The organism is Myxococcus dinghuensis (assembly GCF_024198235.1).
GTDB classification, from domain to species: domain Bacteria; phylum Myxococcota; class Myxococcia; order Myxococcales; family Myxococcaceae; genus Myxococcus; species Myxococcus dinghuensis.
In genome coordinates this window covers 113,790-136,287 of record NZ_JAKCFB010000002.1, presented here as the reverse complement: position 1 = coordinate 136,287, position 22,498 = coordinate 113,790, and the positions used below count along the sequence as shown (strand labels likewise).

18 protein-coding genes are annotated in these 22,498 nt (G+C 70.4%); 10 read left to right on the top strand and 8 right to left on the bottom strand.

Going from position 1 to position 22,498, the window contains the following annotated elements:
• The first annotated feature begins 21 nt into the window (after window positions 1-21).
• Window positions 22-363, top strand: a complete 342-nt coding sequence (locus LZ198_RS03190; RefSeq protein WP_253970364.1) for a PadR family transcriptional regulator — start codon at window positions 22-24, stop codon at window positions 361-363.
• A 13-nt stretch (window positions 364-376) separates the two neighbouring features.
• A complete protein-coding gene (locus LZ198_RS03185) occupies window positions 377-3,082 on the top strand; it encodes an ABC transporter permease (protein ID WP_253970363.1) in 2,706 nt (901 codons plus the stop codon).
• A 21-nt stretch (window positions 3,083-3,103) separates the two neighbouring features.
• On the opposite strand, the gene LZ198_RS03180 is transcribed toward LZ198_RS03185, so the two are convergent.
• From LZ198_RS03180 to LZ198_RS03165, 4 genes are all read right to left on the bottom strand, one after another.
• The gene (locus tag LZ198_RS03180) at window positions 3,104-3,547 is read right to left on the bottom strand and encodes an SRPBCC domain-containing protein (RefSeq protein ID WP_253970362.1); all 444 of its coding nucleotides are present in this window, start codon (window positions 3,545-3,547) and stop codon (window positions 3,104-3,106) included.
• Between the two features lie 13 nt (window positions 3,548-3,560).
• Complete coding sequence (locus LZ198_RS03175; RefSeq protein ID WP_253970361.1) at window positions 3,561-4,586, bottom strand: saccharopine dehydrogenase family protein; 1,026 nt, start codon at window positions 4,584-4,586, stop codon at window positions 3,561-3,563.
• Window positions 4,587-4,719: 133 nt separating this feature from the next.
• On the bottom strand, window positions 4,720-5,340 hold the full coding sequence (locus LZ198_RS03170; protein ID WP_253970360.1) for a DUF1877 family protein: 621 nt from the start codon (window positions 5,338-5,340) through the stop codon (window positions 4,720-4,722).
• A gap of 53 nt (window positions 5,341-5,393) precedes the next feature.
• Window positions 5,394-5,630 carry an ATP-binding protein gene (locus LZ198_RS03165; protein ID WP_253970359.1) on the bottom strand — a complete coding sequence of 79 codons (237 nt, stop codon included), beginning with the start codon at window positions 5,628-5,630 and terminating at the stop codon, window positions 5,394-5,396.
• Here LZ198_RS03165 and LZ198_RS03160 point away from each other — a divergent pair, their 5' ends adjacent.
• Entirely contained in the window at window positions 5,631-5,846 is a 216-nt protein-coding gene (locus tag LZ198_RS03160; RefSeq protein WP_253970358.1) for an alpha/beta fold hydrolase, read from the top strand.
• A gap of 69 nt (window positions 5,847-5,915) precedes the next feature.
• Window positions 5,916-6,266, top strand: a complete 351-nt coding sequence (locus tag LZ198_RS03155) for a hypothetical protein (protein ID WP_253970357.1) — start codon at window positions 5,916-5,918, stop codon at window positions 6,264-6,266.
• Between the two features lie 58 nt (window positions 6,267-6,324).
• On the opposite strand, the gene LZ198_RS03150 is transcribed toward LZ198_RS03155, so the two are convergent.
• Window positions 6,325-7,218, bottom strand: coding sequence for an RNA polymerase subunit sigma-70 (locus LZ198_RS03150; RefSeq protein ID WP_253970356.1), 894 nt, complete (start codon window positions 7,216-7,218; stop codon window positions 6,325-6,327).
• Complete coding sequence (locus LZ198_RS03145; RefSeq protein WP_253970355.1) at window positions 7,215-10,304, bottom strand: protein kinase domain-containing protein; 3,090 nt, start codon at window positions 10,302-10,304, stop codon at window positions 7,215-7,217. Before LZ198_RS03145 ends, LZ198_RS03150 begins: the two co-directional genes overlap by 4 nt.
• 217 nt (window positions 10,305-10,521) lie before the next feature.
• Here LZ198_RS03145 and LZ198_RS03140 point away from each other — a divergent pair, with 217 nt between their 5' ends.
• The 5 genes from LZ198_RS03140 to LZ198_RS03120 all read left to right on the top strand — a co-directional run bounded on the left by LZ198_RS03140 (window position 10,522) and on the right by LZ198_RS03120 (window position 17,115).
• Window positions 10,522-11,211: a LysM peptidoglycan-binding domain-containing protein gene (locus LZ198_RS03140; protein WP_253970354.1), complete on the top strand. Its 690-nt coding sequence runs from the start codon at window positions 10,522-10,524 to the stop codon at window positions 11,209-11,211.
• A 3-nt stretch (window positions 11,212-11,214) separates the two neighbouring features.
• Window positions 11,215-13,110, top strand: coding sequence for an RCC1 domain-containing protein (locus LZ198_RS03135; RefSeq protein WP_253970353.1), 1,896 nt, complete (start codon window positions 11,215-11,217; stop codon window positions 13,108-13,110).
• Between the two features lie 84 nt (window positions 13,111-13,194).
• Window positions 13,195-14,028, top strand: a complete 834-nt coding sequence (locus LZ198_RS03130) for a hypothetical protein (protein WP_253970352.1) — start codon at window positions 13,195-13,197, stop codon at window positions 14,026-14,028.
• 155 nt (window positions 14,029-14,183) lie between these two features.
• On the top strand, window positions 14,184-16,130 hold the full coding sequence (locus tag LZ198_RS03125) for a TonB family protein (protein ID WP_253970351.1): 1,947 nt from the start codon (window positions 14,184-14,186) through the stop codon (window positions 16,128-16,130).
• 541 nt (window positions 16,131-16,671) lie between these two features.
• A complete protein-coding gene (locus LZ198_RS03120) occupies window positions 16,672-17,115 on the top strand; it encodes a hypothetical protein (RefSeq protein ID WP_253970350.1) in 444 nt (147 codons plus the stop codon).
• A 76-nt stretch (window positions 17,116-17,191) separates the two neighbouring features.
• Here LZ198_RS03120 and LZ198_RS03115 read toward each other — a convergent pair whose 3' ends face one another.
• Entirely contained in the window at window positions 17,192-17,545 is a 354-nt protein-coding gene (locus LZ198_RS03115) for a VOC family protein (protein WP_253970349.1), read from the bottom strand.
• Window positions 17,546-17,737: 192 nt separating this feature from the next.
• Window positions 17,738-21,286, bottom strand: a complete 3,549-nt coding sequence (locus LZ198_RS03110; RefSeq protein ID WP_253970348.1) for a C48 family peptidase — start codon at window positions 21,284-21,286, stop codon at window positions 17,738-17,740.
• Window positions 21,287-21,555: 269 nt separating this feature from the next.
• On the opposite strand from LZ198_RS03110, the gene LZ198_RS03105 reads away from it, so the two are divergent.
• Window positions 21,556-22,413, top strand: a complete 858-nt coding sequence (locus LZ198_RS03105) for a class I SAM-dependent methyltransferase (protein ID WP_253970347.1) — start codon at window positions 21,556-21,558, stop codon at window positions 22,411-22,413.
• Window positions 22,414-22,498: the final 85 nt, after the last annotated feature.

Sequence of the window (22,498 nt, the reverse complement as noted above, 5' to 3'; positions counted from 1 at the left end):
CTAGACAATCTAGGGGACTCGATGCGGATCGACCTGCTGCAGGGGACGCTGGACATGCTCATCCTCAAGGCGCTCACGGGCGGGCCGATGCACGGCTACGCGGTGGCGAGCTGGCTCCAGCGCACGACGGACGACGCGCTGTGCGTGGAGGAGGGCTCGCTGTACCCCGCGCTGCACCGGATGACGCGGCGGGGGTGGGTGAGGGCGGACTGGGGCGTGTCGGAGAACAACCGCCGCGCGAAGTTCTACACGCTGACGGCGGAGGGGCGGCGGCAGCTCAACGAGGAGTCCTCGTCGTGGGCGCGGCTGACGGAGGCCGTGTCCAAGGTGCTCCACGCGCGTCCGGTGGCGCAGGGCGCTTGAGGGGGGATACGCCATGCGCTGGATGAAGGATCGCTACCACGCGCTGCGCACCCTGTTGCGGCGCGGGCAGTTGGAGGCGGACGTGGCGGAGGAGCTGGAGTTCCACCTCGCCATGCGCACCGAGGAATACATCGCGAAGGGGATGACGCCCGAGGCGGCGCGCGCGGAGGCGCTGGAGCGCTTCGGTTGCGTGGAGGCCTACCGCGAGGAGACACGGATGATCGACGAGGCGATGGCGAGTCAGCGGCGTCTCACGGAACTCTGGGACATGGTGCGACGGGAGACACGTCAGGCGCTGCGCTCCCTGGCGCGTGGCCCCGCCTTCGCGGTGATGGCGGTGCTCACGCTGGCGTTGGGGCTGGGCGCGACGACGGCGCTGTATTCGGTGGTGGACGCGGTGGTGTTGCGCCCGTTGCCGTACGCGGCCCCGGACCGGCTCGTCTGGCTCGACAGCCCCGTGCCCGGCCTGGCGCCGGACGCGCGGTGGGACCTGTCCGAGGCGGGCTTCCTCTACTTCACGCGCGAGGCCCGGGGGTTCGCCGCGCTGGGCGCGTTGGACACGTACAACGGCAGCCTCGTCGCCGACGAGGGCGCGCTGCGCGTGGACGTCGCGTTGGTGTCGGCCGGGCTGATGGAGGTCCTGCGGGCCCGGCCGGCGCTCGGCCGGCTCATCACCCCGGACGTCGATACGCCCGGGGCGCCGCGTGTCGCGGTGCTGGGCTACGACTTCTGGGTGCGGCAGTACGGCGCGGACCCGCGCGTCATCGGGACGATGGTGCGCCTGGACGACGAGCCCACGGAGGTCATCGGCGTCATGGCGCAGGGGCTCCAACTCCCGGATGACGCCGTGGACGTCTGGAGGCCGCTGGGATTGGACCCGTCGAGCCCGCCGGAGAACTCCCACTGGGTGCGCGCCATCGGCCGGCTGAAGGAGGGCGTTCCCCTGGAGCAGGCCCAGGCCGAGCTCGCCGCGCTGACCACGCGCCTGCCGGAGTTGTTCCCCAGCGCGTACAAGGAGAGCTTCATGCGGGAGACGGGGTTCCGGACCCAGGCGACCCCGCTGGCGCGCCACGTGGTGGGCGACGTGGACCGGATGCTCTGGATCCTGTTGGGCTCGGTGGGGCTGGTGTTGCTCATCGCATGCGCCAACGTGGCCAACCTCTTCCTGGTGCGCTCGGACGCGCGCAGGCGCGAGCTGGCGGTGCGCTCCGCATTGGGGGCCGGACGCTGGGACCTGGCGTGGCACGCGCTCACGGAGAGCCTGCTGGTGTGCCTGGTGGCGTGCGTGCTGGGGCTGCTCCTCGCGTATGGCGCGCTGCGCCTCCTGGTGGCGCTGGAGCCGTCGGGGCTGCCTCGCCTGCGAGAGGTGGGCCTGGGGTGGCATGGCGTGGTGTTCGCCGGAGGGCTGGCGGTGCTGGCGGGCACGGCCTTCGGACTCCTGCCGCTGTTGTGGAGCGGCAAGGACCTGGCGCGGTTGCGCGAGTCGGGCCGGGGGCTGACGTCCTCGCGTCAGCGCAACCTGGTGCGTGGAGGGATGGTGGTGGGGCAGGTGGGCCTGGCGGTGGTGTTGCTGGCCGCCGCGGGGTTGATGCTGCGGAGCTACTGGACGCTGCACCGCGTGGACCCGGGGTTGGAGCCGAGGAACGTGCTCACGTTCGACATCGTGCTCCCCCGGACGCGGTACACGAGCTACGACGAGGTGAACCGCTTCCACCGCGAGTTCCTCGCGCGGCTCGAGGCGTTGCCGGGCGTGACGAGCGCCAGCGTGTCCACCCACCTCCCGCTGCGGCGCTTCGGCGGGTGCGCGGCGATGTTCGCCGAGGGCATGTCGCTGGACACGGACAAGCAGCCCTGCATCACGTCACCGGCGGTGGGGCCGGGGTACTTCAAGGCCCTGGGCGTCCCGTTGATTCAAGGGCGCGAGCTGACGTGGGACGACCTGGAGCAGAAGGCGGACGGCGTGGTCGTGACGAAGGCGCTCGCGGACCGGCTGTGGCCAGGACAGGACCCGCTGGGCAAGGGCATCCGGGGCAACGGACGGGCGCCGCCGTACTACCGCGTCGTCGGCGTGACGGGCGCGCTGCGGGCGGATGGGCTGGACCAGCCTCCCTCGGAGGCGGTGTTCTTCCCGCTCGCTCCGGCGGAGGGCCGTCCGTTGTGGGGTCCGCGCCGCTCGCCGACGGTGGTGGTGCGCACGGGGACCTCGCGGCCGGAGTCGCTCACGCCCGAGGTGCGCCGCATCCTGGCGGAGATGGACGCGGCGGTGCCGCTGGCCAACGTGCAGACGATGGAGCGGGTGGTGGCGAAGTCGCCCTCCGTGGCGCGGGCGTCCTTCACGCTGTTCCTGCTCGGCATCGCCGGGGGCATGGCGCTGCTGCTGAGCGCGGTGGGCCTCTACGGCGTCATCTCCTTCATCGTGGGACAGCGGCGGGGGGAGCTGGGCATCCGCTTGGCGCTGGGCGCGAGGGCGGCGCAGGTGGCTGGAATGGTGGTGCTCCAGTCGCTGCGCTTCACCGGGCTGGGCCTCGTGCTCGGCCTGCTGGGCGCGCTGGCGATGGGCAAGGTGCTGAGCGCGTTGCTCTTCGAGGTGAGCGCGACGGACCCCTTCGTCCTGGCGGGGGTGTGCGCCCTGCTCGTCACGCTGGCGGTGCTGGCCAGCTATGGGCCCGCGCGCCGCGCCGCGCGCGTGGACCCGGCCGAGGTGCTGCGCTCGGAGTAGTCGTGCCCGGGGCTCGGGGGGCTACAGGAGCGCCCCGAGCCGCTCGAGGTTCTCCCGGTTGCTCGTCAGGATGAGGGCCTGGTTGCTGGCGAGGAACTTCTCGTTCTCGAACTTCGTGAGCCAATGCACGCGCGTCTTCCCGCCCAGGTCCTCGAAGGTGACGGTGGCCAGATAGGCCGGGCCATTGACGTGCTCGAGCACGAGCCGCTCGGGCGGGGAGACTTCCCGGTAGACGCAGTGGTTCTTGAACTCCTTGCCGTCGGGCCCGCGCATCACGAAGCGCCACTGTCCGCCCGGCTTCGGCTCGTGCTGCTCGAAGAGGTTGGTGAAGCCGTTCGGTCCCCACCAGCGCGCGAGGGTGGGGGCATGAATCCACGCGTCGAACACCCGCTCGCGCGGCGCGTCGAACACCGCCGTGGTGAGCACGACGCCCGGCTCCGTCAACTCGACCTGGGGAGTCTCCATGGTCGGAAACGTATCAAGCCTCGGTGAGGTGGATGGAAGCGGTCTCGAACGAGAGGTGCACCGGGGAGAGCGACGTCAGGAAGTCCGAAGCGTCGAAACACTGGCCCGCGGTGAAGACCCCTGCCCGCCGCGGCCCCGAGAGGATGCGGCTCACGGCCTCTGCCGCGAGCGGCGCGGAGACGGCGTAGATGTCCTGCCCCCGGGCGATGGCGCGGCGGAGCTGATTACCGGACCGGGCAACCACTTCGACCAGGAACGTCTGGTCCGAGCGCCCGCGCTCGTCGACGGCCACCGGGGGCGGGAGGTCGGGGTCCGCCAGGTCCCGGAGCGAGGCCGCCGTCAGATAGGTGCTCAGCGCCTTGATGGTGAGGTGATGCGAGATGGTCACGCTGTCGGCCGTGGTGTACTCGCCCACGACCGTCTGGGGGCCGACCGGCGTGGGGAAGTTCCATTGGCGCATCGGCGCGACATCCCCGCTCAGCTTCAACGTGCCCTCGGAGAAGACCAGGCGCTGGCCGTTGCGCCGCTGCCTCGAGACCTGGCCCGTCACACGTGTTCCCAGCGTGGGTCTCCAGCTGCTCAGGGCGATGGCGAGGCAGAGCGCGTCCGCGGCCGGCCAGTCCCCCATGGCAGCCGTGGCCAGGAGGTCACCCAGTCCCCCATAGAAGGCCATCGACGGGAGGACCACGATGCCGGCGTCTCGCGCGCGAGCGGCGTATCGCTCCAGGGTGGTGGCGGCGACCTCGACCTCCGCCGCGACGTCCACGTAGTGGACGTGTGCCGAGAGGGCCGCAGCGATGAGGGGCTCCGCCGTCCGGACGAACGGCCCGGCGCAGTTGATAACCGCCCTGGCGCCCGCGAGGGCCCGGACCAGCGACTCCGGCTCGTCCACCGATGCCCGCCGGACCTCCAGCCCTTCATGTCGTGCGCCGAGCAGGTTCAACTTCGCGACGTCCCGCCCCGCGAGAATGGGCGTGAGGCCTCGTCGTCGCAGCTCGTCGACCACGAAGCGCCCCGTGTGTCCGTATGCACCGAACACGACGACCGCTCCTGCTCCACGCACCCCGAATTCGCTCGCTCGCACGCCTTCTCCCTCTGGTTGATTCCTCCACCTGTAGAGAGAAGGGCTGCTTGCGACTTGGCGGAAATTGCCGGGGCCGCGCGTGGATGTCTCAGTCGATACGGACGAGCACGCCATCTCCATGCGCCGCCGCGGTGGCGTGGAACGCGCGGAACTGTTCGAAGTGCTCGCGGAGCCACTCCCAGTCCGCTTCGACGGCATCCTCGCTGGGACACTTGTAGACGTGGGCCTGGGTGAGCCGCTCGAACGTGAAGTGCGTCCGGAGGGGCTCGAGGTGAAGTGCGTCCAGCATCCTGGCGATGTCCTTCACCGTCTCCGGTCGTGTGAAGCGCAAGGGGACGCCCTGGCCGGCGACGACGTGTGGAGCAATCTCCGTCTCTCCACGGATGGCGATTCTGGCCAGGGAGCCGTCCTCCGCGTCAGGCGCTTCCCTGCGCCGGGCGGATAGGACGAAGTGCAGGTGGTCCCACCTGCGGTGGAGCAGGACCTGTCGCGTCGCGAGGTCGGGCCGGGCCCTCGATAGCTCCTTCGAGAGCTCCAGGAGACGGAGCTCGCCGGGCTCTGGCTCACCCGGGGCCAGGCTCTCCACGCGCGGGTCCTGGAGCAGCCAGGGGAGGGAGGAGAGCCATTCGCCCATGCCCCGGTCCCGTCGCGCCAGCTCCACGAGCGGGAAATCGCCGGGAATGGCCTGATAGAGCGCATCGAATCCCATGGGCCGCGTTCTACCAGCTCCCGCGCGCACTCATCCCCGTGGGAACGGGGGCGTCACGGAGTCCAGGTGAGACGCACCTGCGTCCCATGCGGCGCGTTGGGCTGGATGGTCATGGCCCAGCGGAACCGGAGCGCCAGTCGTTCCACCAGGGACAGGCCGATGCCGAAGCCCGTCTGCGCGGGCTCCCCCTGGCCGAAGCCCACGCCTGTGTCGGAGATGCTCCAGCAGGCTCGACGTGGATGACGATGCGCCCCTGGCTCGTCATGGAGGAGGTTGCTCCCTCGCGGCATATGTCGACGGTCCGCCAGGACTGGCTGCTCCTGACGGCGAACCAGGACGACTTCGCGCCGGTGGCGGACAGCCGCGCCCTGTTCGAGGCCGCCCCGTCCCGCCGCAAGGCGCACAAGACCTTCGACAGCGGCCATGCGCTCCCACGGGAGTCCCTGGACGAGGTGCGTCGCTGGCTCCAGGTCGACCCTGGTGCGTCCGGGCCCAAGGCGCCCTGAGGGATTTCACGCGTCGCCGAACCCGGGCGACTTTCGAGTTCCGGGAGTCGCGTTTGGTAGTGTCCGGTCATGGTGTCCCTCATCGTCATGCTCGGTGGCGTCGGTCTGGTCGTCGTCGTGGGCCTCGTGGTCTTCCTCCGCTGGACGGTGGGGAGCGACGCGCGTCGCGACAAGGTGCTCGCCGAGGGCGCGGAGGGGACGGCGCGCATCCTCGGCTGGGAGCGGACGGGGGCAAGCCACGGGGGCAACGACATCCTCCGCTTCTCGCTCGCCATTCGCCCCCGGGGCGGTGGTTCGGAGTTCCAGGCCACGGCGGATCGCCTCGTGCGTCCCATGGACGCCCCGCTGTTCCAGGTCGGGATGCAGCGCCCCGTGCGCTTCCTGCACGAGGGGGCGAACCTGAGGGTGGAACTCGAATAGGGCCGGGAGTCCCTGACGGGGCGCACGGTCAGGAGGATGCCGGCTGGGGGCGGGGCCCTCACCCCAGCATGCGTTGGATGCTCAGGTCCAACTGGCTCCGCACCACGCCCAGGAGGCTCTCCAGGGTGATGGGGTCCTCCTTCAACCGGGTGGCCAGCTCGGTGTGGACCCGCTTGAGCAGCCGCTCTCGCGCGTGGGCGACCTTGCGCGCGATGCCGGAGCGCGAGTCGCCGTACATCAGGGCGAGCCGGTCCATGGTGAAGCCGTGGAAGTGGTGCAGGCGCAGCAACGCGCGCTCTTGCTCGGGGAGCGAGGCCACCACCTTCTGGAGCACCTCTCCGAGGAGCTGCCGCGTGTCCTCCCGGAGCACGTCATGCTCGGGCGTGCTCGTCGCCAGCATCCGGGCGAACGCCTCCTGGGGTTCGGTGACGAGGACCTCGCGGCCGTTGCGCTCCACCAGCTCACCGGCGATGCGCGCGGCGGTGATGCCCACCCACGTCAGCAGGGGCCCCCGGCCCGCGTAGCCCCCGATTCGAGGCGGCGTCTGCTCGTGGCCGACCAACAGCCGTTCGCGGAGCACCTGCAACACCTCGTCGACCATGCTGGGGGACAGGGCCCCGAGTCGACCGGGGACATGGCGAACGACGTGCTGCTCGAAGGCCCGGAGCGCCGTGGGCTCCCCGGTGGCGCAGGCGCAAGCAAGGTACAGGTCGGCGCCGTGGATGATGCGCAGCATCTCCAGGGCCTTGCCCGCGGGCAGGTGCCGGGCCAGGTGGCCCAGGAAGGTCTCGGCCGGGAGCTGCAACGTGGGCCATGCGGCGCGGGCCGCATCGACGTGCTGACGTAGCAGCTCCTCCAGGCCCTCGATGCCGGCCCACTCCCCGCGCTGCTCGCGGGAGGCGTGCCGAAGCAGCAGGGCGACCCATGTTCCCGGGGGTTGTTCGTCGCTCATTGCTTCGTCTCGCGCCGCCGCCAGGCGAGCACCTTGTCGAGGTCGTCCTTCCCCCGTGGACCCAGGGGCTTCAGCCGGCCCTGGGCCTCGTCCGCCATCGCGAGCGCCCGCGTGCGGTCCGATGGGGAGCGTCGTTCCCAGAGCGCCCGGGCGAGCGCGAAGACCGTCTTGCCCGCGACCCACGGGTCCGAAGGTTCACCCCTCCGTGTCTGGATGGCTCGGGCGCGCTCGAGCAGCGGCACCGCCTTCTCCGCGGCCCCGAGCGCCAGGTGCGCCTCTCCGGCACAGCTCAGCACGCTGGCGCCATCCTCCGATTCCAGGCCCTGGGCCTTCTCGGTGAGCCCCAGCGCACGCTCGCAGTGCTCCATGGCTTCCTTCGGCGCCCGCGCCGCCATGGCCACCTCGGCGAGGGGCAGCAGGACCTGGACCAGGCTCGCGGTGCCCGGGCCGTGTGCGGTCTCGAGGCGCTTCAGCGCGTCCAGCAGGTCTCCGCGCGCCTCGGCGTAGCGGCCCGAGTACAGGTACGCATAGGCCCGGATGGTCAACGGGTGGTTGGCGCGGGGCGTGGAAGGGCCCATCGCACGTTGGATTCGCTCGAGGGCCTCGGTGGTGAGGTCGATGGTCTTCACGTGGTCGCCCGCTTCACCGTGGAGTATCGCCTGCTCCGTGAGCACCTGGACGACGGTGACGTGGTTGGGGCCACGGGCCCGCTCGAAGATGGCGCGCGCCCGCTCGAGCAGGGGACGTGCCTCCTCCAGTCGCCCCTGGGTGCGCAGGTCGATGGCGAGGCTCATCAGGACGGTCGCGAGGGGCGTGGTCTCCGGGGCGGAGGCCGCGTCCTGGATGGCCAGCGCCGTGCGCAAGGCGTTGGTGGACTCTTCACGCAGGCCCAGCTCCGAGTAGGCCGAGGCGACCCTTTCGTAGGAGGCCATGAGCGAGGGGTTGTCTGGGCCCAGCAGGCGCTTGCGTATCTCCAGCGCCTGGAGGTGGAACTCCAACGCCTCCTGGAAGCGACGCTGGACGAAGCGGATGCGGCCGAACTCGTGGAGGAGGCTGGCCGTGCGGAGGCTGTCCGGGGCGTTCCTCCGACGCGAGAACTCCAGGCCCTGCCGCGCCTCCTGCTCCGCCTCGTCGAGCCGTCCCTGCTGGTCCCGCAGCGAGGCGATGCGCAGGTGCATGGTTTCGGTGATGTCGGGGAAGCGCTCCCTCCCCAACCGCTCGACGGCGGCCCGGGCGTGCTGGACGAGCTTCTCCGCCTCCTCGTGGCGGGACAGCGATTCACCCACTACCCAGATGAGCTCCAGCCAGGCATGCGCCGCCGTCTCGTCGTCCCGCGCGGCCTCGGCGGCCCAGAGGGCCTGGTCGAGGAACGTCTCCGCCTCCTTCGGACGGTCGCCCCGGGAGAGCAACTCCCCGTGGACCAGCAGCACCTCCGCCTCCAGCGGCTTGTAGTCGAGCTGCTTCGCCTCCTCGCGGAGCGCCGACGTCACCGCGAGGCCGTCGGTGACTCGGCCCGCCACGAGGTGGGCGCGGGCCCGCGCCAGCTCGTGGCGCGCGGCGTCCACTCGGGGACGGAGGGCGTCGGGAGGTTGCGGACGGCTGGTCAGCTCGGGGGAGTCCCGACAACTGGTGAGTCCCTCGAGCGAGACCGCCATCTGGGGCGCGTTCTGCACGGTCTGCACGTCCGCCTGCTCCAGCACCGCCGTCATCGCGGCGAGCTGCCACAGCCGGGTGTCGAGGCACGCGGTGGTCTGCCAGGTGCGCTCCGGCGCGTCGTGGTTCGCGGCGAGGCACGCCTCGGTCCGCAGCGTGTGCCACTGGGCCGCGTAGTCGTCCAACGCCGAGGCGATCCGCTCCCAGGCCGCTGTCGCGTACGGCGACCCCGTGGCGAGGAAGGCGGCGCGCGCCTTCTCGCGCCGCGTGGGACTCCAGACCGCCGCGAGCTTGTCGGCCTCCTGCTCGCAGCGCGCCTCGCGCCGATGCGTCACGCCATAGGCGATGAGGGCTCCCAGCACCGAGGCCACCGCCGCCGCGGCCACCACCCGCGCGAGCACCCGGCGAGGCGGGGGCGTGAGCGTCTCCAGGAGCGACGCCATGGAGGGAAACCGCTCCGACGGCTCCGCCCGCATCCCCCGCAGCACCGCCTGGCGGATGCGCGCGGGGACCTTCACCTCCCGCTCCGGCGGATGCACCTGTCCCCGCTGGATGGACTCCGCCAGCTCCTTCAGGGTCTCGCCCTGGAAGGGGCGCACGCCGTGGAGGGCTTCGTACAGCGCCACGCAGAAGCTGAACTGGTCCGAGCGCGCATCGGCGCGCTGGCCCTGGAGCAGCTCCGGGGCGAGATAGGCCGGGGTGCCCAGGACCAGGCCCGTCCGCGTGAGGCCTCCCGTGGGCGCGTCGAGGCTCGCCGGCGTCACGGGGGCGTCGTCCTGGTGGAGGAGCCGCGCGATGCCGAAGTCCGTGACGCACACACGCCCCTCGCGTCCGAGCAGGGTGTTGGCGGGCTTGAAGTCGCGGTGCACGAGCCCCGCGGCGTGCGCGGCCGCCAGTCCGCGACCGGCCGCCAGGAAGACCCGCAGGACCTCGGGCCAGGGATGCGGCGTCCTCATCCACTCGGCCAGGGTGGTGCCCTCGATGAGCTCCATGGCCAGGAAGATGCCGTCGCCGTGGGGGCCCACGTCGTAGAGGGTGACGACGTTCACGTGGGACAGCCGGGCCAGGGCTTGGGCCTCCCGGAGGAGCCGTTGCCGCAGGTCCTCCCGCTGGCGTCCCTCCGGGCGCAGCAGCTTGATCGCCACCTGCCGGCCCAGCTCCGGGTCGTCCGCCGCGTACACCACCCCCATGGCCCCGGCGCCGAGCCGCTCGCGCACCACGTAGCGGGAAACCTGGGTGCCGCGCTCCAGCGGCGGCGGGAGCGGCAGCACCGAGGAGGGGCCGGTCAGGGCGCGGGCCCCATCACCTGCCGCCAGCACCCATTGGCAGTCGGCGCAGTGCTCCACGTGGGCCATGACGAGGCTTCGGTTCTCGTCGGAGAGCACACCCGCCAGGAAGTCACTCAGCGTCGTTTCTTGCGGGCACGCGTCCATGTCCCTCTCCGCGGGGCACCCTTTCCTTTCAAGTGTAGGGGCAGGGCTCCGTGGGCGATCGAAGATTTCTGGGACGCGGCGCGCCGGGCTCCCTCTTTTCCCACCAGAAGCCAGGGGCCGCCCTCATCCAGGTGCTGAGGACCCCAATGCAATTCCAACGCGAAGAGAGATTTCCGCGAGGGCGTTGCTTTGAACCGCAACTCATTGGGAGTCACGCATGAGCTACGCCATCAAGCCAGGGGACACGCTGTCTCGCATTGCCGCGAAGCACAAGACCAGCGTCAGCGCGCTGATGAAGGCGAACCCGAAGATCCAGGACGCGAACTTCATCCGCGCGGGCGACTCGCTGCGCATTCCGGGCAAGACGGATGGTTTCGAGGGAGCGTCCGCGAAGCGGACGTCCAAGGGCCGCGCGACCGAGGACACCTTCGTCGACGGGGCCACGAAGACCGACACGTCTTCTCCGGCGAAGAAGGGCGGGAAGGCGGGGGCGATCAAGAGCTCGGACGTGATGAAGCACGCGAAGAAGGAGGCGGCGGAGATCAACCGCACCGGCGGCTACCGCTTCGACGGCAAGAATGACTGCTACGGGTTCGTGCGGAGGGTGTGGGACCCCATCCTCCAGGCGAAGGGCAAGTCCAAGCTGCCGGTGAACGACGTGGGCAGCAAGAACTGGAGCCGCATCGACTGGGACAAGCTCAAGCCGGGCGCCGTCCTCTCCACGGCCAAGGGGCACGCCTGGGGCGCCAACTGGCACGGGGGCCTGTACGCCGGGAAGATCAACGGGGTCCACTACATCTACGACAACTCGGGCAGCAAGGGCGCCAAGCTCCGTCCGCTGCCCAGCCCGGACTACTTCAAGTACGTCCACACCCCGACCCTGAAGATGTTGGATGGAGAGGGCTGAGCGATGACCCGCATCGCATGGCTGACAGGCGCCCTGCTCCTGCTGGGGACGGGCTGTGTGGTGCCCACCTTCCTCTGCCCGGAGGCGGTCATCCAGGTCTATCCCGACGCGGACGGAGATGGACATGGCGCCGTGGGTTCGCAGGGACGCGAGGTCTGCGGGAGCGTGCCCCAGGGCTACTCCAAGGTGGCGGACGACTGCGATGACCAGCCCGGTGCGGGGGCGCGGCGCCATCCGGGCGCCGAGGAGGTGTGTGACGGCCTCGACAACGACTGTGATGGTCAGGTCGACGAGGGCCTGTCGGGCGTCGCGGAGGTGTGCGACGGCCTCGACAACAACTGTGATGGCCGGGTCGACGAGGGCCTGTCGAGCGCCGAGGAGGTGTGCGACGGCGTCGACAACGACTGCGATGGGCAGGTCGACGAGGGGCTGTCGGGCATCGCGGAGGTGTGTGACGGCATCGACAACGACTGCGATGGGCAGGTCGACGAGGGGCTGTCGGGCGTCGCGGAGGTGTGTGACGGCCTCGACAACGACTGTGATGGTCAGGTCGACGAGGGCCTGGCGGGTGTCGAGGAGGTGTGTGACGGCGTCGACAACAACTGTGATGGCCGGGTCGACGAGGGCGTCATGAAGACCTTCTACCCGGACAAGGACGGCGACGGCGTGGGGGCGGGGGCGCCGGTGCTGGCCTGTTTTCCACCCACGGCGCATGTCGCCGTCGCGGGGGACTGCGACGACAACGACTCGAGGCGGGCCCCTGGCAAGTTCGAGCGGCTCGATGGTCTGGACAACAACTGCTCGGGCACGGTGGACGAGGCGTTCTTCTCCGCGGGGGACGAGCACGCAGTGGCGTTGCGCCAGGATGGGACGTTGCTCTCGTGGGGATGCAACACCTCGGGCGGACTGGGGGATGGGACCACGGTCAGCCGTGAGGTGCCCATGGCGGTCCCCGGACTCTCCCAGGTCATCGCCGTCGCGACGGGGCGCTACCACACGGTGGCGTTGAAGCAGGATGGCACGGTGTGGACGTGGGGGAGCAACACCTGGGGACAGCTCGGATTGGGGACGTCGGTGTCCTCGGCGAGTGTGCCTTCCCTGGTTCCAGGACTCACGGAGGTGATGGCCATCTCCGCGGGGCTCTCCCACTCGATGGCGCTGAAGCGCGACGGCACGGTCTGGACGTGGGGGTACAACGCCAGCGGACAGCTTGGGGACGGGACCCTGACCCACCGCTTCAAGCCCCTGCGGGTGACTGGCCTCTCGGACGTCGTGTCGATCTCCGCGGGCTCCTCCCACTCCGTGGCCCTGCTGCGGGACGGCATGGTGTGGACCTGGGGGGAGAATGGGGAGGGCCAGCTCGGGGATTGGATGATGGAGGACCGCCCCGTGCCAGGAGAGGTCTGGGGACTGATGGGAGGGGTCACCGCGGTGGACTCCCACGGCGACCACACCTTGGCCCTGCGGTGGGATGGCACGGTGTGGGCTTGGGGGCGGAACGACTCGGGGCAACTGGGGAACGGGACGAACATGCCCGTAGAAGAAGGCGCCGCGCAGGTCTTGATTCCGACGGGCGTCGAGTTCACCGCCGTCTTCGGAGGCGGCCGGCACTCCGTGGCCCTGGATAGAGACGGAAACGTCTGGGTTTGGGGAAGCAGCGCGTTCGGCCAACTGGGGTCGGGCTCGTCCTCCAGTCGCTGGAAGCCCATGCAGTTGACCGGCGTCGCTGACGTGGTCTCCCTTGCCGCGGGTGGGTCGAACACCCTGGCGGTGAAGCGGGATGGCACCTTCCGGGCCTGGGGCCGCAATCAGTGCGGACAGGTCGGGGACGGAACGAAGGTCGACCGAACGGTTCCCACCGAGGTGCCTGCCTTGAACTACTCGATGGGGAATGACTGACGCGCTCGAACGCGCGCCCGTCCCCTGCTGTCCCTGGAGTCCGTTGTCTGGAGATGACTGCCCATGTCACACGCTCGCACCTGGATGAGAGTCCTTCCGCTCGTCGTGGGCCTGCTGGTGGTCCTGCCCTCGCGCGCCGCCCGAGCCGAAGCCGCGTTCGCAGGCCATCTCGCAGAGGCCGTGCGCCTCTACGAGGAGCTCGAGTACGAACTGGCGTTGGAGCAACTCGAACTCGCCGGCAAGGTGAGTCATGGCGCGGACGAGGAGGTCACCCGTTCGCTCTACAAGGGCCTCATCAGCGCCGACCTCGGCAGGTGGGCCGCGGCCCGGGCCGCGTTCCGCGCGGCGCTCATCCTCGACCTCGATGCCCGGCTGCCGGTCCGCACCGCGCCCAAGGTGGTGGCGGCGTTCGAGTCGCAGCTCGCGAAGGTCCGGGCGGAGCGAGGTCGGAAGCGCACGGACACCTCCCGACTCGCGAAGACGCGGCCTCCGGTGCCGGAGCACCTGATGTCTCCGGAGTCCGACGCGGTTGCCCCGTTCTCGTCGGAGGCCCCGGCGCAGGTCGCGCGCGTGGACCTGATGCCGGTGCGCCCCGACGGGACCTCGATGGCGGAGATGGCGGTGGAGGAGCGGTCGACGACGCGCGGCGTGCCCGTGCTGAGCATGGTGTTGCTGGGCGTGGGCGCCGCCACGGGCGGTGTCGGGACGTATTACGGCCTGACGTCCCGGAGCCAGCTCGACAGCGGGCGGGGGATGCGGTTCGTCGACGAGATGGCGGGTTCACACGCGCAGGCCCGGCGGAACGCGACGACGGCCAACGTCCTCTTCGGGACGGCGGGGCTGGCGGTGGCCGGCGCCGTGGTGACCTGGCTCCTCGCGGGAGACACGGGCGCGACGGCCACGGCACAGGAGTACTGAGGAGGCTCCATCGTCGTGGCCTCCGGGGACTCGCTCGCGTGCCGCATCCTTGGGGGCGTCGTGCGGAGAGCTGTGACGGGGTGTTGGCCGGGACGTGATGTGGCCGGCACGCCGTCGTGACGACTGCATGCGACGGTCCGGGCCAGGTGTTCGCCATGCAGACCGATCCGCGCCCCTCGACCTCGCCGCATTCGCAGGTGGACCCGCTCCTCGGCCAGGTGCTCCATGAGCGCTTCCGGGTGTTGTCGCCGCTGGGGGCGGGAGGCATGGGCCGGGTGTATCGCGCGCTCCAACTCCCGCTGGAGCGGGTGGTGGCGCTCAAGGTCCTGAGCCCCACGTTCCCCACCGCCAACGACCCGGAGTTCCAGCGGCGCTTCCTCCTGGAGGCCAGCATCACGGCGAAGCTGCGCCACCCCAACACCGTCACCATCATCGACTACGGGAAGACGGACGACGGGACGTTCTACATCGCCATGGAGTACCTGGAGGGGCGCACGCTGGGGGAGCACCTCGCCGCCGGAGCGATGCCCTGGCCCCGCGCGGTGGACATCGCCCAGCAGGTGTGTCGGTCGCTCCGGGAGGCGCACCGGCTCGGGGTGGTGCATCGCGACCTGAAGCCCGCCAACGTGATGTTGCTGGCGGAGGAGGGACGCGCGGAGCGCGACCACGTGAAGGTGCTCGACTTCGGTCTGGTGAAGCCCCTGGTCGTCGAGGGCTCAGGCCACCTGGCGTCGATGCCGGAGATCACCCAGGGCGGCATGTTCCTGGGCTCGCCCACGTACATGGCCCCGGAGCAGGCGCGCAACATGGCGGATGCGCGCAGCGACGTCTACGCGCTGGGCATCCTGCTGTACCAGATGCTCACGGGGCGTCCTCCCTTCCTGATGAAGGACCCGCTGGAGCTCATCTTCGCGCATCACCAGGAGGTGCCCCCTCGCTTCCAGGAGGTGCGCCCGGACGTGGTCATCCCCGAGTCCGTGGAAGCCGTGGTGCGTCGCTGCCTGGAGAAGCAGCCCACGCATCGATATGACTCCATGGAGGCGCTCCTGGAGGCGCTGCGCGCGGCCACGGGGCGGCGCACGGGCGGCTCTCCGGATACGGGCCCGGGTGAGGTCCTGACCGGCCCCGCGAGCGTGCCTCCGTCCCTGTCGGCGCAGGCCTCTCCCAGCGGCGCCCAGGGCACCCTGGTGCTCGACATCAGTCTGGACGACGCCTCCGCGCACGCCTCGGGAGCGAAACGCCGGCGCGGGGCCGCGATGGTGGGACTGGGCGTGGGGACGCTGCTCGTGCTCGCGGGAGGGGCCTATGTGCTCGGCGCACGCCGCCCTCCTGCGCCCGTGGAACCGCCGCCGGTGGCCGCGCCCGCTCCGTCGCCCGTGCCGGTGCGCCAGGAGGCGCCCCCGGTGGCGTCACCGCCGCCGACGCGGCCCGTGCGCTTCCACGTCTCCAGCCAGCCGGCGGGGGCACGTGTCTTCTGGAAGGGCGTGGAGCGGGGCACCACGCCGTTCGTCCTGGAGGTGCCGCCAGACACGGGAGGCATGGCCACCGCGGAGCTGACCTTCGTGCGAGACGGGTACCGGTCTGACCGGGTGCTCGCGGGCGGCTCCGGTGAGGTGATCCTGAACCAGCGCCTGCAGCGCGAGCGTGGCGGACGCCCGTCCTCGGGTTCGGGCGCGGCGTCACCCGGCGCGGAGCCGGTGGAGGACTCCGAGTGGTCGACGGGTGACTCGCTCAGCGCCCCCATGCCCCTGGAGGTCCCGGCCGCGTCGAAGCCTTCCACGGAGCCGCCCAGGCCGGTGGTGGAGGGGGGACCTGTCCAACTGCCGGAGCACGCGAAGGCCCCCGTGGAGCTCGCGGGGAACCTCCAGCCGGAGTTCCCCCAGGAAGCGCGGGCCGCGGGCCGGGAGGGCTTGGTCGTCCTCAAGCTGGTCGTCACGGAGCGTGGCGAGGTGCGAGAGGTCACGGTGATGCGGGGAGAGGAGCCCTTCGCCTCCGCCGCCCTGCGCGCGGTGCGCACCTGGCGCTATCAGCCGGCGATGCTGGACGGACGACCCATCTCCGTCTACCGCGTGGTCAAGGTGCCCTTCCGCCTGCGTCCCTGACCCTCTCCACGCGTGTTCCGAACACCGGCGTCTCCGCCACGGCGGTCCAGGTCTGCTTTTGCCCAGGCCGGCATGCACTTGGCGTGAAGCCTGCCGTGCTGTCAGTCCCAGGGGGGCCGGGAGGCCAGACAGGTCGCCGACGATGAAGTGGGTGCTCGGGGCGTTGGTGGGACTTCCGTTGATGTGCTGTGGCTGCGGGGGCTGTGGTTCCGGGGCCAGTTTCCGCACGAGGAGGCCCTGGCGCGGGTGGTGAATCACCACCAGGTGGTCCAGGCGCTGGGCTCGCCCGTGCGCGGCGGCTTCTTCTTCTCGGGGAAGACGCAGTCTCGCGCCGATGACGCCGTCGCCGAGATGCTCGGGAAGCAAACAGGACGGCGTGCTGTACGTGAAGGCCGTCCAGACGAGCAGGGTCTGGGGCTTCAGCCACCTTCGCGTGGTCGCGCGGGACGGCAAGGTGATCAACGTCGTCGGCGGGTTCTGAAGGGGCTGGGGGCTTCGTTCCCGTGTGAGGGCCCGTCGCGGTCGGATACTGTCTCGGACCATGAGCGTACGGGTGGCATCGAACGGCTGGATGGGGTGGGGCGTTCTCGTGTTGTTCTTCGGGATGTGGTTGTTCGTCAGCTACATCATCGCCCACGGGGGCGGCTGGATACGACTCGCCAGCCGCTACCGGGCGACGGGCCCCGCTCCCCGCTCGTTGCGGCGCTTCGCGTCGGCCCAGCTCGGGGTGATGTCCTATCGCGCCTGCCTCAATGTGGGCGTGGATGAGCACGGGCTCTACCTCGTCCCGATGTGGCTGTTCCGAGCCTTTCATCCGTCGCTGCGCATTCCCTGGTCGGAGATCCGGGCGAGGACGAAGGACCGTCTCTTCTTCTTCGCCGCGGAGCGCTTCGACCTGGGACCGGAGATGCCGATGCTCCTGCTCCGGTCCCGTGCAACCCGGGACGTCGATGCGTATCTGCCGTTCTCGACCCGGAACCCCTAGCACCAACACCTCGCGGACGAGCGGTGCGCAGCGATGTCTCGTGGTGGGACTGCCCACCGGGGCGGGCGTGCTCCTCTCACCGGAGATGCGACAGCACGTTCACCCGCTTGCCGAACGGGTCGCGCACGAAGAATCTCCGCACGCCCCACGGCTCGTCCGTCGGTCCGTACTCGAACGGGATTCCCGCCTTCTTCACCCGGGCGATGGCCGCGTCCAGGTCGTCGACCTCGATGGAGAGGTCCGGCACCGGCGTGCCCGACCCCCCCTGCGACATGAAGCTCAACTGCACGGCCATCGTCTCTCCCGAGCCGTAGGTTTGGATCCACCCCATGTCCATCAGCACGTCGAGCCCGAGGACGTCCCGGTAGAAGCGTCTGGCTTCATCGGGCGCTGGCGTGCCGACATTGGCGACGATGCGCAGGACCTTCACGACGGGTACCCCTGGCTGGAAGTCATGGGCGCACGGTGCCGTGCAGGCGCCGCGCTGTCTCGAGGAAAATTGCCGCGTGTCGAGCGGCACGGGGTGGCGAGCCTCCTCCGCCCGGGGCTCGTAGGCGGTGGGCGCCGCCCCGGAGAAGACCCTGAACTCGCGGACGCGGTGCGACGGGGCCGCGAACCCCTGCTAGAGCGAGCCCAGGACGTGGCGGGTGTCAGCCCGACGGCGCTGCTGGATGTCGATGTCGCTCACCGCCGGCAGCACGCCCTGGTTCGTCGCGAGGTGCTCCAGCAAGGCGACCGTCCAGGGACCGCAGTTGTGGCCGTCGCCCCTGGGTTGGTAGACGCGTGTCGAGCGGGGGCGGAACGTGGCCTGGGGGAACTCCGTGGAGAGCGTGTTGCGCAGCGTGGTGGGCATGTCCCGCGTGCCCTGCGGGTCTGCGTAGACAATCGTCGGTGACACGTAGGGCGCGACCTGCGTCAGGTCGAAGTGGATGGACAGCGCCGTCCAGTGGTTTCCGCCGACATGCACGGGCAGCAGGAGTGTCTCCACCGCGGTGCCGAGGATTCGCACGGTGGCTTCATGGAGGTTGTCCTCCAGCGTCAGTCCTCCGTGCTGGTGGGCATTGATGCCCTCCAGGATTTCGACCCGGTGGCGCTGCGTGCGCAAGTAGAGCCGCAAGAGGAGGCGAATCTTGTCCCCGGAGTACCAATGGGTGTCGTCGTCCTCGTCATCCGCGAGGGCGCGCAGGGGCCGCAGGGAGGAGGAGGGGGGCGGCTCCTTCGACACCTTCTCCTTCTTCACGGGGGAAGGCTTGCTCGAACCCTTCAGGCTCGGGAGCGGCTGCGGTGTCAGCGGGCCGTGGGTGAGGGCGCGTGGCGGCACCATGCGCTGGTCGGGGACGTCGATGGAGGGCGGCTGGAGGTCCCCTCCCACGTCCTTGGCCTTGGCCAGCTTTCCCGCCAGCAGGTTGACGTAGCGTTCGATCTCCTTGCGCGCCTCCTTCTCGTAAGGGATTTCGGAGTACACCGCGCGGAGGATCTCCCGGATGGTCGTGAGTCCCGCCAGCAGCGCACGCGCGAGCTGGCGTACGGCGAGCTCGTAGGCCTCGTCCGTCAGCTCCATCCGGATGCCGCCCTGATGGAAGGGCTGCGTGATGTTCTGCAGGTAGGCGGCGTCCTCCTTGAGGTTGCGCCATATCTCCCGGATTTCGGCCCGCCGTTCCTCGGAGAAGAACGTGCCCACGCGCTTGCCCTTGAGGTCCTTCAGCAGGTAGTCGAACAGCCCCTCCAGGTCGAGCACCAGCGCGAGGCCTCGGGTCCGGGCCCGCTTCACGGAGGACGCCATGGGCAAGGGCAGCGCGCGTGCCCTCGGCGGTGTCGGCAGCAGCGTCCGGATGGGCGCCCAGGCCCCGTCGAGCCCTTTCACATGGGCGAGCATCCGCTTCCGGGTCGCCTGGGGGACGTTCTCGCGAAGCGGGCTCCGGATCTTCCGCCAGAGGGGCGCCGTCACGGCGGCGAGGCTCTGCTCCAGTTGGTCGATGGCCCGCGCGGCGCGCTCCAGGGTGGCGGTGCGCACCAGGTTGCGGCACTGCCCGGTCTGGGCGATGAGCCGCGCGACGAGCTCCTCCATGCCCTGGGGCACGTACGCGTTGAGCGCGCCCCGGTTCCAGGAGAAGAAGGCTCCCTGCACATCCGTGAGGAGCGGGGGGATCAGGAGCGCGAACTGGTCGAGCTGGTGTCCGAGCTGAATCAGCCTGTTCCCCCGGTTGATGTCCCGCATCGTCGGGAGCTCGGGGACGACCTCCAGGAGGGCGGCGCGGTGGTGCCAGGTCGACTTCCCGGGCCCGAGTCGATCCTCCTCGTCCCGGATCCCCGCGAAGACCTCGCCGAACTGCTCCATCGCGAGGGTCATCATCTCGAGGGGGACGGGCCGCAGGTCCTCGTCGTCGGAGGGCTCGTAGCTCTTGACCGCGATGCCGCTCTCCGTGGAGCCGTCGTGGGACCATTGCTGGAGCACGTAGCCCGCGCGCGTCAGTCGCTCGCGCTCCTCGTCGACCTGGAACCTCAGGTCGTCGTAGGCGGCGAAGGCGGAGCTTCGCCAGAGCGCGCGGAAGAGCGTCCGGACCAGCCCGATGGGATGGATGGCCCCCTTCGCGCTCCCCGAGGTCAGCGCGCAGGCGCGGACCAGGTCATAGGCGTCATCGAAGTCGGGGAGGACGATTCCCTGGGACGAAGGGCCGTCCGAGCCCCGAAGGGACACCCCGGAGAGCTCGTCTCCGTCCGAGCCGCTGGAGCGGCCTGGCCGGCGCTGTGGAGGCGCGGGCTCGACGACGAAGCCCTCCTTGAGGCGCTTGCGCTCCTCCTTGTCGAGCGCCGCGACGATGGTGGCCTCGAACGTCTCGGTGAGGGTATGGGCCGCGCTGACGCGCTTGTCGTAATAGAGCCGCCAGAACAGGAACAGGCTGCAGGCCACCACCGTCGCCGTGTCGGCGGGAGCGTCGTCGCCCAGCGAGTCCGTCCAGTGGATGAGCGCGTTGACCGTGTGCCCGGACGGCCCCGCCCACATGGGGCAGAGGTTCATCCGGTAGGCCATGGCGTACGGCGCCCGCTCATCCGGATTCCAGGCGCGCAGGAAGGTGGATTTGTTCACGGGATAGACGGGCGGATTGCCACCCGGGTCCATCGCCCGGTAGTCGAGCGGCCACAGGTGGGGGAAGCCCTGGCTGTTGGGCGTCAGCGGGCCGCCGAGCACGAGGCTGGCGCGCACGAAGGTCTGCTCCTCCTTGCTCTCCATCCACTTGCGCAGGTCGTTGAACAACATGGTGCAGCGCACGGTCGGCGGGAGCCTCCGGAAGATGTCCAGGCACCGGCGCAGCGCCTCGTCCTCGGAGGAGGCCGGAGATTTTCCGAGCGCGATGTCGATGAGGGCCTCGAGCAGCGCTCTCACCCGCTTCGGGTCGCCATCCACGAGCTTGGAGAGCTGGGTGCCGAAGTAGTACCGCAGGTACTGCGTCCCCAGCATCGTGGCCTTGCCCTCGTCCACCTTCTTCAGGAGCGCGGCGCCCTTGCGCATCCAGTAGAGGGAGATGAGCACGCGTTGGCGCTCCGCCAGCTTGCGGCTCTGGCTCAGCTTGAGCGCGAGCAGCTTGTCCAGCCGCTTCACCGGCTGGGTGGTGACCTCTCCGAGGATGGCGCGCGCCAGGTCGATGATGTTGTGGAACGCCCGCACCTGGGCGCGTGGGGCGGCCGAGTGGCGGTACACGCCCCGCTGGTCCTTGAGGTACTGCCCCATCGCCTTGACGGACTCCTCCTTGAGGTTGAAGAACTCCCGCCACATGCCCACCAGCTTCTGGGGGTCCTGGGGCGCGGGCGTGGGGGATTGCGGATTGCCCACGCGAGGGTCGGACCAGTCCGCGAGCACCTCCCAGAACAGGGCCGCCGTGCGCCGCAGATGGTTGCGTGAACCCAGGAACCCCGGACGCAGCAGCGCCAGTCCACCTTCCTGCTCCAACGTGCCCAGCATCCCCAGGCAGACCGGGTCCTCGAGCGCCGCCGCGAGGATGTGCTCCAGCATCTCCCGGAGGGTCGGGTAGACCTCCATCCAGGCGACGAAGCACAGGTCCTCCGGCGTCGCCCCCTCCAGGGGTTCGGTGCGAGGGTCGATGAAGGAGATGGGCTCCAGCGGGCGGGGGATGCCCTCCGCTTCGAACCGGGGAACGATGAAGAAGATCATCCGTGCCTCTTCGTGTGTGGGCACCCCCCGAGAGCAACGGATGTGCCATGTCCAGGCTCCGGGAGATGCGCCGTCCGGTGGCGCGGCTGCGTCCCAACCCGACGCAAGCTGCGTCCTGACCGACCAATGGACCCGTGCGGGTGTCCCCGCCACCACACATCACCGCCGGGTGGGACATGCGGGAACCCCTGGGGTCCGGACCGGTGGGTCGTCGCCTGCCTGGCGGACGCGCACTAGCATCGCCACGGTGAACAGGGAGCGCGAACGCCATGGTTGAGCGGTCGAAGGTCGAGGCAGAGGACACGGCGGTGCGTGTGGCGCTGTGGCGGGCCCTGCACGTCCAGGCTGACCCGCCGCCGCACGTGCTCGAGGACGAGGTCGGCCTCGCGCTCGTGTCGCCGGGGGAGGGGTGGCGCGAGCGGCCGGACATGAGCCCGTTCACGCGGCCCTTCCGGGCTTCCATCGTGGCGCGCGCGCGCTTCATCGAAGACCTGGTCGTGGACCAGGCGGCTCGCGGTGTCGCGCAATACGTCATCCTGGGCGCGGGGCTGGACACGTTCGCTCAGCGAAAGCCGGCCCTCGCCTCCGGCCTGCGCATCTTCGAGGTCGACCGACCCGGTCCCCAGGAGTGGAAGCGGAGGCGATTGCTCGAACTCGGCTTCGGGGTCCCGCCGAACTTGAAGCTCGTGCCGGTCGACTTCGAGGCGGGAGAGGCCTGGTGGGTGCGACTGGTGGACGCGGGCTTCGATGCCTCGCGGCCAGCGGTCGTGGCCTCCGCGGGCGTCAGCATGTACCTGACGAAGGAGACGATCTCCGCCACGCTCCGTCAGGTCGCGACGCTCGCGCGCGGCTCGACGCTCGCGATGACGTTCATGTGGCCGCTCGCCCTCACCGACCCCGGAATCCGCCCGGGCGTCCAACGCGCGGCGGATGGCGCGCGCGCGAACGGAACGCCCTTCATCAGCTTCTTCAGGCCGGAGGAGCTGCTCGCGCTGGCCCGCGAAGCCCACTTCCGAGACGCCTGGCACGTCTCCGCGGAGGCCCTCGCCGAGCGCTACTTCGCCGGGAGGAGCGATGGGCTCCGCCCGCCGAAGGACTCCGAGGAGTTCCTGGTCGCGACGACGTGACGCCGGGACAGCGGTCGGAGCGGCTCGGGAGGGGGCCTGCACGCCGCTCGTCACCGCGAGGAGGACGTGTCCTCGGGAGCGCGAG

Bases quoted from the DNA above. Each gene is read 5' to 3' on its own strand.
- LZ198_RS03190 (WP_253970364.1), top strand. From the start codon at position 22: ATGCGGATCGACCTGCTGCAGGGGACGCTGGACATGCTCATCCTCAAG.
- LZ198_RS03185 (WP_253970363.1), top strand. From the start codon at position 377: ATGCGCTGGATGAAGGATCGCTACCACGCGCTGCGCACCCTGTTGCGG.
- LZ198_RS03180 (WP_253970362.1), bottom strand. From the start codon at position 3,547: ATGGAGACTCCCCAGGTCGAGTTGACGGAGCCGGGCGTCGTGCTCACC.
- LZ198_RS03170 (WP_253970360.1), bottom strand. From the start codon at position 5,340: ATGGGATTCGATGCGCTCTATCAGGCCATTCCCGGCGATTTCCCGCTC.
- LZ198_RS03165 (WP_253970359.1), bottom strand. From the start codon at position 5,630: ATGCCGCGAGGGAGCAACCTCCTCCATGACGAGCCAGGGGCGCATCGT.
- LZ198_RS03160 (WP_253970358.1), top strand. From the start codon at position 5,631: ATGTCGACGGTCCGCCAGGACTGGCTGCTCCTGACGGCGAACCAGGAC.
- LZ198_RS03155 (WP_253970357.1), top strand. From the start codon at position 5,916: ATGGTGTCCCTCATCGTCATGCTCGGTGGCGTCGGTCTGGTCGTCGTC.
- LZ198_RS03150 (WP_253970356.1), bottom strand. From the start codon at position 7,218: ATGAGCGACGAACAACCCCCGGGAACATGGGTCGCCCTGCTGCTTCGG.
- LZ198_RS03145 (WP_253970355.1), bottom strand. From the start codon at position 10,304: ATGGACGCGTGCCCGCAAGAAACGACGCTGAGTGACTTCCTGGCGGGT.
- LZ198_RS03140 (WP_253970354.1), top strand. From the start codon at position 10,522: ATGAGCTACGCCATCAAGCCAGGGGACACGCTGTCTCGCATTGCCGCG.
- LZ198_RS03135 (WP_253970353.1), top strand. From the start codon at position 11,215: ATGACCCGCATCGCATGGCTGACAGGCGCCCTGCTCCTGCTGGGGACG.
- LZ198_RS03130 (WP_253970352.1), top strand. From the start codon at position 13,195: ATGAGAGTCCTTCCGCTCGTCGTGGGCCTGCTGGTGGTCCTGCCCTCG.
- LZ198_RS03125 (WP_253970351.1), top strand. From the start codon at position 14,184: ATGCAGACCGATCCGCGCCCCTCGACCTCGCCGCATTCGCAGGTGGAC.
- LZ198_RS03120 (WP_253970350.1), top strand. From the start codon at position 16,672: ATGAGCGTACGGGTGGCATCGAACGGCTGGATGGGGTGGGGCGTTCTC.
- LZ198_RS03110 (WP_253970348.1), bottom strand. From the start codon at position 21,286: ATGATCTTCTTCATCGTTCCCCGGTTCGAAGCGGAGGGCATCCCCCGC.
- LZ198_RS03105 (WP_253970347.1), top strand. From the start codon at position 21,556: ATGGTTGAGCGGTCGAAGGTCGAGGCAGAGGACACGGCGGTGCGTGTG.